6 protein-coding genes are annotated in these 9,270 nt (G+C 73.5%); 4 read left to right on the top strand and 2 right to left on the bottom strand.

The window, feature by feature from the left end:
• The 3 genes from ABNT58_RS27395 to ABNT58_RS27385 all read left to right on the top strand — a co-directional run.
• The coding region (locus tag ABNT58_RS27395; RefSeq protein ID WP_348756536.1) for a pseudouridine synthase at positions 1 to 626 on the top strand (626 nt) is incomplete at its 5' end.
• Positions 623 to 1,273: an ATP-binding cassette domain-containing protein gene (locus tag ABNT58_RS27390; protein ID WP_348756535.1), complete on the top strand. Its 651-nt coding sequence runs from the start codon at positions 623 to 625 to the stop codon at positions 1,271 to 1,273. The genes ABNT58_RS27395 and ABNT58_RS27390, both read left to right, overlap by 4 nt.
• A gap of 112 nt (positions 1,274 to 1,385) precedes the next feature.
• Positions 1,386 to 4,136, top strand: a complete 2,751-nt coding sequence (locus ABNT58_RS27385) for an ATP-binding protein (protein ID WP_348756534.1) — start codon at positions 1,386 to 1,388, stop codon at positions 4,134 to 4,136.
• Here ABNT58_RS27385 and ABNT58_RS27380 read toward each other — a convergent pair.
• Both ABNT58_RS27380 and ABNT58_RS27375 read right to left on the bottom strand, forming a co-directional pair.
• Complete coding sequence (locus tag ABNT58_RS27380; protein WP_348756533.1) at positions 4,123 to 6,126, bottom strand: GGDEF domain-containing protein; 2,004 nt, start codon at positions 6,124 to 6,126, stop codon at positions 4,123 to 4,125. The genes ABNT58_RS27385 and ABNT58_RS27380 overlap by 14 nt on opposite strands.
• Complete coding sequence (locus ABNT58_RS27375) at positions 6,126 to 8,219, bottom strand: GGDEF domain-containing protein (RefSeq protein WP_348756532.1); 2,094 nt, start codon at positions 8,217 to 8,219, stop codon at positions 6,126 to 6,128. Before ABNT58_RS27375 ends, ABNT58_RS27380 begins: the two co-directional genes overlap by 1 nt.
• Before the next feature lie 317 nt (positions 8,220 to 8,536).
• On the opposite strand from ABNT58_RS27375, the gene ABNT58_RS27370 reads away from it, so the two are divergent.
• Positions 8,537 to 9,270: cache domain-containing protein (locus tag ABNT58_RS27370; RefSeq protein WP_348756531.1), on the top strand; the 734-nt coding region annotated here is incomplete at its 3' end.

The following is a 9,270-nucleotide window of genomic DNA, read 5'->3' as shown; positions in this document are numbered from 1 at the left end:
TGCAGGAAACCGTCACCGTGCGGCTCAAGCGGCTGCTGGGCATCGACACCCTGGTGCCCATGCACCGGCTGGACCGCGAAACCGCCGGCGTGCTGCTCTACATCGTCAAGCCCGAGGTGCGCAACGCCTACCAGGCGGTGCTGCGCGAGCGCCAGGCCCGCAAGGTGTACGAAGCGCTGGCGCCCTGGCCGCCCAACCGGCCTTTGCCCGCCGAGCTGTCCAGCAAGCTGGAAGAACGCCCCGGCGATGCCTTCATGCAGATGGTGGAACAGCCCGGCGAGCCCAATGCCCACAGCCGGGTCGAGCTGATCGAGTGCCTGGGCCCGCCGCCGCCCGGCGCGCTGCACGACGAAGAAGCCGCTCGTTGCACCGAGATCGCCCACTACCGGCTGCAGCCGCACACCGGGCGCCGCCACCAGCTGCGGGTGCACATGCAGTCGCTGGGCGTGCCTATCCTGGGCGACCGCATCTACCCCCACCACTGGCCCGAGTCGCCGGCGGACGCGCCGCCCGACTACCGCCGGCCGCTGCAGCTGCTGGCCCGTGAGATCAGCTTCACCGACCCGCTGAGCGGCCAGCTTCGCCGCTTCGTCAGCCGGCGCCAGCTGCGGCTGGACGGCACATGAACCCCCCGGCCCACGACATGACCGCCCCCGACCCGCAAGACCCCGTGTTCCAAGCCCGCGGCCTGGCCTTCACCTTCGCCGGTGCAAGCGCGCCGCTGTTCCAGGGCCTGGACCTGTATCTGCGCCCCGGCCTGACGCTGCTGCAAGGCGGCGATGGCAGCGGCAAGACCACGCTGCTGCGCATCGTCGCCGGCGTGCTGGTGCCCACCGCCGGCCAGGTGCTGCGCTGCCCGCCCAGCCTGTATGCCGACGACGCCACCGATGCCGCCGACGACGCCGTGACCGCGCACGACTGGCTGGCCGCCCGCCGCGCCCGCCACGCCGGCTGGCAGCCCACCGCGGAACAGGCGCTGGTGGAAGGCTTTGCCCTGGCGGAGCACCTGGGCAAGCGCCTCGAGATGCTGTCCACCGGCAGCCGACGCAAGGTAGGGCTGGTGGCGGCCGGCGCCAGCGGCGCCGCGCTCACGCTGCTGGACAACCCCTTTGCCGCGCTCGACGCGCCTTCCAGCCGCTGCCTGGCGGCGCTGCTCACCCAGGCGGCGCGAGGCGAGCGGCGCGCCTGGCTGGTGGCCGACTACGGCCGGCCGCCGCTGCTGGCCGGCGTGCCGCTGGCGGCGGTGCTTGACCTGGATCAGCCCGCGCGCTGAGGCTTCTCGCGCGGTGGATGGTGCGCCACCACCTGTGCATGGTGTACTGCCGATGGCGGCATGTCGCCTGCCGGTGCTGGGCCATTGCCCGATGTCCGATTGTGTTGTGTCGATGGGCCCACTGACCGCTTCCACGGATGCTTCCACAGACCGCCGCCCGCGGCGCCGCCGGCCGGATTACCTGCTCGGGCGGCTGCTGCTGATCGTGGCTGCGGTGGCGGTGCCGCTGGTGGTGCTGCAGGCGGGCAGCATCCTGGAAGCGCGCACTGACGCCGAGCAGCGCGCCCTGCAGCTGCTGCGCCAGCGGGCCGATGCGGTGGCCGATCAGGCGCGCGACCAGCTCGACCAGGCCGAGCACCTGCTCAACTTCCTGGCCACGCGCCAGAGCATGCGCACGCTGGAAGTCGACGCCTGCGAGAACCTGGTGCGCGGCGTGGTGGGCAGCGGCGTGTCGTACACCAACATCGGGTTTTTCCGGGGCGACGGCAGCCACCTGTGCTCGGCCCAGCCCATCGTGCCCAGGGCTTCGTTTGCCGACGTGCCGTGGTTCCGGCAGGGCATGGCGGCCGAAGGCTTCTTGCTCAGCGAGCCGCGCCGCGGCCCGGTCAGCGGCCGCATGGTGATGTACCTGACCTTGCCGGTGCGCAGTGCCAGCGGCGGCAAGCTGGGCTTGGTGGTGGCCGTGATCGACATGCAGTCGCTGAACGCGGCGCTGCAGACCGAGCTGGGGGGCGTCGGCAGCACCTTGTCGCTGGTGAAGGACCGCCACCTGGTGGTCACCCGCCTGCCCGACCCCGAGCGCTGGATGGGCCGCGCGGTGCCGATGCCGCTGGACATGGTGACGCTGGGTGGCGACAGCCGCATGGTGGTGGCCAACGGCCTGGACGGGCAGCGCCGCGCCTTTGCGGCCGCGGCCGTGGGCAAGCACGGCCTGGATGCGCTGGCCGGCATGCCGGTGGCCGAGGTGTATGCGCGTGCCGATGGCGAGCTGTGGCGCGGCCTGCTGGCCGCGGTGCTGGTCATCAGCCTGGGGCTGGCCGCGGCCTTCCTGGCCGCGCGCCGGCTGACCGGTGCCTTGCGCAGCATCGCCGACACCGCACGCCGGCTGCAGGCCGGCGAGACCGAGGTGCAGGCCGACGCCAGCCTGCCGGGCCAGTTCGGCGAGGTGGCGGCCGAGATCAACCGGCTGATCGAGCGCAATGCGCTGCGCGCGGCCGAGCTGCAGGCCAGCGAGCAGCGCGCGGTGCGGTTGCGCCGCTTCTACGAGGCCTTGTCGGCCACCGGCCAGGCGATCGCGCGGCAGGTGGGCACCGACGGCTTGTTCGACGAGGTGTGCCGCGCCTGCATGGCCTCGGGCCTGGCCGAGCGGGCCTGGGTGACGCTGCGCGAGCCCGGCGGGCTGCGCGTGGTGCGCAGCGCCCAGCGTTCCGGCCGGCCCGGCACCGAGCGCCCGCCCGCCTGGGCCGCACGCGATGCCGCGCTCACCCAGCGTGCGCTCCAGTCCGGCCAGGCCGCCATCGATGCGCCGGCCGACGAGGCGCCGATGGCCGCGGTGCCCATCACCGTGGACGACGAGCATGTGGGCGTGCTCACGCTGTGCGCCGCCCGCGGCGTCGACTTCGACGACGAGCTGGCCAGCCTGCTGGGCGAGCTGTCGCGCGAGCTGTCGTTCGGCGTCTCGCTCGACCGCCACAAGGCCTCGCGCACGGCGCTGGCGCATGCGCAGGCGGCCAACCGGGCCAAGACGCGCTTTCTCTCGCACGTCAGCCATGAACTGCGCACGCCGCTCAATGCGGTGCTGGGCTTCACGCAGCTGCAGCATGCGCGCGCGTCCGAGCGCGGCGACGACGAAGGCCGCGAGCAGCTGGGCCATGTGATGGCGGCAGCGCGCCAGCTCACCGAGCTGATCGACGACCTGATGGACGTCTCGCGCATCGAGGCGGGCGAGCTGACGGTGGAGCTGTCCGACGTGGACGTGATGGCCAAGCTGGTCAGCGTGGTGCAGCTCAACGAGCCGCTGGCCCGCCGCCAGCAGGTGCGGCTGCAGATGGCCGATGGGCCGGCCGGCCCGCTGCTCACCCGCACCGACCCCGTGCGGCTGCGCCAGGTGCTGATGAACCTGGTGAGCAATGCCATCAAGTACAACCGCCCGGGCGGCCGGGTGCGGGTGGGCGCCGGCATCGAAGGCGGGCGGGTGCTGCTGCGGGTGGAAGACAACGGCCTGGGCATGTCGGCCGAACAGCTGGAGGGCCTGTTCCAGGCCTTCAACCGCCTGGGCCGCGAGCGTTCGGCCATCGAGGGCACGGGCATCGGCCTGTTCATCACCAAGCGGCTGGTCGAGCTGCTGGGCGGCGAGCTGCGCTTCGACAGCCGCGAAGGCCGCGGCACCACCGTCACCGTGGCCTTGCCGCACGTGCGGCCGGAGGGCGCCGCCGAGTCGAGTGCCTTTGCCCCACTGCCGCTGGCCGGCAGCGAAGACAGCGACGCGCTGACCGGCACCGTGCTGTACATCGAGGACAACCCGGTGAACGCGATGCTGGTGGAGACCTATTTCCAGCAGCACAGCCAGGTGCGCGTGGTGGTGTGCGCCACCGGGCAGGAGGGCCTGCGGCGCGCGGCCGACCTGCAACCCGACCTGGTGCTGCTGGACATGCAGCTGCCCGACATGCACGGGCTGGAGGTGCTGCAGCGGCTGGCGGCCGACCCGCAGACCGCCGCGCTGCCGGTGATCGCGCTGTCGGCCAGCGCGATGCCGCAGGAGGTGGAAGCCGCCACCCGCGCCGGTGCGCTGGCCTACTGGACCAAGCCGATCGACTTTGCGCGACTGCGCGCCGGCGTGGCCGCGGTGCTCAAGGCAGGCTGAGCGCCACTGCAGCGCTCACTGCAGCGCCCACCGCAGCGCCCACCGCCCGGTGGCGCCCCTGCTGCTTGGCCGCGTAGAGCGCTTCGTCCACCAGGGCCAGGGCCTGTTCGTAGCGCAGCGGACGGCCCCCGGGCGCCGGCTCGAAGGCGCCGTGGCCGACGGACGCGGTGACGTGCAGCGCGCGGCCGCCGGCCTGCACCGGCTGGCCGGCCACCGCCTGCAGCAGCTGCTGGGCCATCCAGCCGGTGCGGGCTTCGTCGGCGCCGGGCAGCACCACCAGGAATTCTTCGCCGCCCCAGCGCACCACCAGGTCGTCGGCGGCCACCGTGCTGCGCAGGCGGCGCGCCACCTCCACCAGCACCTCGTCGCCGGCGGCATGGCCGGCTTCGTCGTTGATGCGCTTGAAGTGGTCCAGGTCCAGCAGCAGCAGGCCGCCGTGGAAGCCGCCCTGCGGCTGCGCCAGCCGCTGCATCTCGGCCTGCAGGTGGCGGCGGTTGGACAGCTGGGTCAGCGGGTCCAGCTCGCTCAGCGCCTGCAGCTGCACCTGGCTGGCGGCCAGCTCGCGGTGGCTGGCGCGCACGCGGCGGTACAGCAGCAGCGCCGCCACCGTGGCCGCCACCATCGCCAGCGCCAGCACCCAGCCGAAGCGCTGCAGCAGCGCACGGTTGGCCAGGGCCGCCGTCTTGAGGGCGTTGTCGCGCTCCAGCAGCTCGATGTCGCGCTGGCGGGCCTGCGCCTCGTTGCGGCCCTGCAGTTCCTTCAGCGCCACGTTGCGGTTGATGCGCATCAGCTCGGCGCTCAAGGCGCGTTCGCGGTGGAACAGCTCCAGCGCGCTGCGGGCGTCGCCGGCGGCGGCCAGTGCCTCGCCGAACTCGGTCAGCGTGCCCACCTGGCGGCCGGTGTCGCCACTGTCCTGCCACAGGCGCAGCAGGCGGTTCATGTCTTCCTTGCCTTCGGCCAGCCGGCCCAGGCCGATCTTGGCCAGCCCGGCGTTGTTGATCAGCACCCGCTCGGCCCGCAGGTCGTTGCGCTCGCGCACGATCTGCAGGCCTTTTTCGGCCGCCACCAGCGCCGCGGCTGGGCGGCCGGCGCGCACGTAGGCGTCGCTCAGGTTGGTCAGCAGCCGGCCTTCCAGCCGCGGCGCATTGGCGCGTGAGGCCAGCTGCTGGGCCAGCTCGTGGAAGTGCAGGCCCGAGCGCGGGTCGCCGCGCTGGTCGGCGATGCGCGCCTCGACGTCGGTCAGGCGGGCCAGCTCGGCCAGGTCGTCCAGCGGCTGCACCAGCCGCCGCGCCTGGCTGATCAGTTCGCGGGCCTGCTCGCCATCGCCGCCGGCCTCGGCCAGCCAGGCCAGCGTGGCCAGGTTGGCTGCCTGCCGCCGGGCGTCGTGGTGGCCCTGGGCCAGGGCCAGGCCTGCGCGCGCCTGCGCCGCTTCGGTGGCGGGCAGGCCCTGGCCCACCGCGCGGCGCTGCAGGATCTGGCGCGCCTGCCAGGCCGCGCGCCAGTCGCAGGGCGGCACGGCATGGGCGTTGCCGCGGCGCGGGCTGCAATCGGCCTCGAACACGTCCAGCGCCGACTGGGCCAGCGCGGCGGCCACGGCCGTCTCGCCGCCGTTTTCGGCCACCAGCGCGCGCACGAGGTTGGCGCTGGCGGCGGCGCGCAGCTGCGGCTCGTCCTGCGCCAGGGTCATCAGGCTTTCGGCGGCGGCACGCGCCTGCGTGGCATTGCCGGCTTGCGCATGCACGCTGCCCAGGGCGTGCAGCAGCAGCCGGCGCGACTCGCCGTCGTGCGGATGCTGGCGCATGTCTTCCAGCGCGGCCAGGGCCTGCGCCGGGTGTTCGTAGCCGCTGCGCTGCAACGCATCGAGGCGCTCGGCCAGGTGGCTTTCAGGCGCCGCTTCGGCGGTGGCGGCCGGCGCGGCGGGCGCGGCGCCTGCCACGGCCAGCAGCAGTGCCAGGCCGAGCGCTTGGGGCAGCAGGGCGCGCCAGCGCATCACGCGGCCTCCACGGCCGATGCGCCGGCCTGGGCACGCAGCAGGGTCAGGGCCACACGGCCGTCTTCGGCCGCGGCTTCCAGCGCGCCGGTGATGGCCTGCAGCGATTCGTCGTTGGCCGCCTGCTGCAGTCGCACGCCGTAGGCGCGGTTGCGGCCATGGGCCTTGGCCAGGTACATGGCGGTGTCCACCAGGTTCACGGCACGCTCCCAGGGCACGGCCATCGCCGCCGGCCCCAGCGGGAAGCTGGCAAAGCCGATGGAGGCGGTGACCGCCACCTGCTGCGCCTGCGCCACCACCGGCGTGTCTTCCAGCGCGGCCAGCATGCGGCAGGCCAGCGCGTCCACCCGGTCGGCGGCCATGGGCTGCACCAGCACTAGGAATTCCTCGCCGCCCCAGCGCACGATCAGGTCGTCCTCGCGCAGCGTGGCGCGCAGCCGGCGCGCCACTTCCACCAGCACCGCGTCGCCCACCGCGTGGCCGTGGTGGTCGTTGATCTGCTTGAAGTGGTCGACGTCGATCAGGTAGACGGTGCCGCGCAGGCTGCCATCGGCCGCGCGCTGGGCCATCGCGGCCTGGAAAGCCCGGCGGTTGGCCAGCCCGGTCAGCGGGTCGCGTTCGCCGTGCTGGCGCAGCACCTGGTTGCTGGCCGACAGCAGCCGGTTGGCCTGGCGCACCCGGCGCAGCAGGCCCACGATGACGGCGAAGGACAGCAGCGACACGCCGGCCGCCAGGCCCCACAGCAGCTGCTCGAGGTCGCGGCGGCGCAGTTGCTCGGCCTTGAGCTGCTGCTCGCGCTGCAGCAGGTCCAGCGAGCGGTTGCGCTGCTCGGCGTCGTACTGCTCCTGGATGGCCAGGATGGCCTTTTGCTCGTCGGCGCGCAGCACGCTGGCCATCAGCTTGCGGTGGCGGTGGTAGGCGGCCACCGCGCCGCGCAGGTCGCCGGCCTTTTCCAGGTAGCTGCCCAGCTCCTGCCAGGTGCTCGCCGCGCCGGCGATGGCGCCGCGGTCTTCGTCGATGGCGATGGCCTCGGCCACGAAGCGCTTGCCCGTCTCCAGGTGCTGCATCGAGATGTGCGCAAAGCCGATGTTGGCCAGTGCCACCAGCCTGGTGTCGGGGTCGCCCAGCTCGCGCGCCAGCGGCAGGGCCCGCTGCGCATGGCCCAGTGCGGTGCGGAAGTCGCCTTTCTTCAGGTAGAAGTCGGCGATGTTGGCCAGGTAGCGCGCTTCGTCGCGCTTGCTGCCGGCGCGGCCCGCGTACGCGATGGCCAGCTCGAAGCTGCGGCGCTCGCCCTCCTGGTCGCCCAGGCCGTCCAGCACGATGCCGGCGGTGTTGTGGGCGCGGCCCATGGCCACCCAGTCGCCGGCCTCGGTGGCGATGGCCACGGCCTCTTCGCTCAGCTGCCAGGCCCGCTCCAGCTGGCGGGCGCCGTAATAGCTGTAGGCCAGGGCGGAACGTGCCTCGGCGCGCCGCCACGGGGTGCCCAGCCGGTCGGCCACGGCCAGGGCCTCGTGGTTCAGGCGCACCGCGTCTTCCAGCAGGGCGGCGCGGTCCTTGATGTAGCCATGCACCGCGGCAAAGCGGTAGCGGTCTTCCAGGCCCACCTCGGCCGGCAGGCGCGTCATCGCGTCGCGCACCAGGGCGTCGGCCTGCTTGAGGTCGCCGCCGCCGCGGGCCGCCAGGTCGGCGCGGATGAGCAGGGCCGCAGCGGCGGCCAGCGCACGGTCTTCGGCCCGGGGGTGCAGGCCCCAGGCATCCAGTGCCTGCGCGCTGCGCTCGGCCGCGGCGCCGTCGGCCGCGTCGGCCAGCATCAGGCCCTGCACCGTCAGCAGCTCGCGGTGGGCGGCGCTGAAAGGGCGCACGCGGTCGATCTCGGCGGCCACCAGGGCGGCGGTGTCCTGCGGCCGCGCCCGGCCCTGGCTTTCCAGCGCGCCGATGCGCTCGCGCAGTGCCGGCGTGGCGGGCAGGGCGGATGCAGCGAGCGGCGCTTGCGGGTTGGCACTGGCGGCGCCGGCACCCACCACCATGGCCGCGACCAGCCAGAGCGCCTGCCCCAACCGGCGGCGCCAGGGCGCGCGTCTCGTGGCGGTCATGGCTGCAGCCGCCCGCTGCGCGGGATTCCTGCAAGAGGCAAGAGCGGCACCAGGGCGCCGGCCTGCAAAGAGCGGTACATCCAAACCTTTACTGCTGAGCGGTGCCCGCCGCCGCGCCAGGCGGCGTCCGGGCCGGACGGCGAAGCCGGAGCCGGGGAGACCTGTGAAGCGGGTTTATCGACGCGGGCCCGCCATGTTTGAGCCGGCGCTTGTAACAGAAATCGCTTGGAGATCGTCACATATGGCGGGTGCGGGTCAATTTTGGCGGGTCGCAGCCGATAGAGCAGCGTTGCCACCTGCCGTCACCCGCGCTTGCCATGAGGCTCATCGCCATATCCCGCTGGCCGCTCCAGCACAAGCTCATGGCCGGGCTGGGGCTGTGCCTGGCCGTGTTCGTGGCCGTTTCGGTGGCCAGCGGCCTGTGGCTCTCGGGCGAGGCGATGGAGCGCCGTGTGATCAGCGACGAGCTGCCGGCCGTGCTGTCCGCGGTGCGCAACGACATCCAGCGCCAGGTCACCGGGCCACTGGGCGCCTCGCTGGACATGGCCGACAACCACTTTCTGCTGGCCTGGGAACGCGCCGGCCAGCCCGAGGAGGGCCTGGCCTCCTTCCAGGCCTTTGCCGCGCGCCTGAAGGCACGCCACCGGGCGCAGTCAGTGTTTTGGGTGTCGCAGGCCAATGGCCGCTACCTGACCGAGGCCGGCACCCAGCGCCTGCTGGGGCCGCAGGACACCTGGTTCGGCCGCTTCCTGACCAGCGGTCTGCCTTATGCGCTGGACCTGGCCCCCGACCCGCGCGACGAGACCTGGCAGTTGAGGGTGCATGCCCGCTTCGATGCCGGCCCCGGCCACCTGGGCGCCGCCGGCCTGGGCGTTTCGGCTGCTGCGCTGGCCGAGCAGGTGACCGGCCGCCGCGTGGGCCAGACGGGCCAGCTGATGCTGGTGCGGCCCGACGGCAGCATCGTGCTGCACCGCGACGCGCTGCTGGCCGACGGCCGGCACCACCTGGGCGACCTGCCCGGCTTCGGCATCGAGGCGCTGGGCCGGCTGCT

The sequence above is a fragment of the uncultured Aquincola sp. genome (assembly GCF_964001545.1).
In the GTDB taxonomy this organism is placed as follows: Bacteria; Pseudomonadota; Gammaproteobacteria; order Burkholderiales; family Burkholderiaceae_C; genus Aquincola.
The sequence above is the reverse complement of the archived record's forward strand: the minus strand, read 5'-3'. Positions and strand labels throughout refer to the sequence as shown.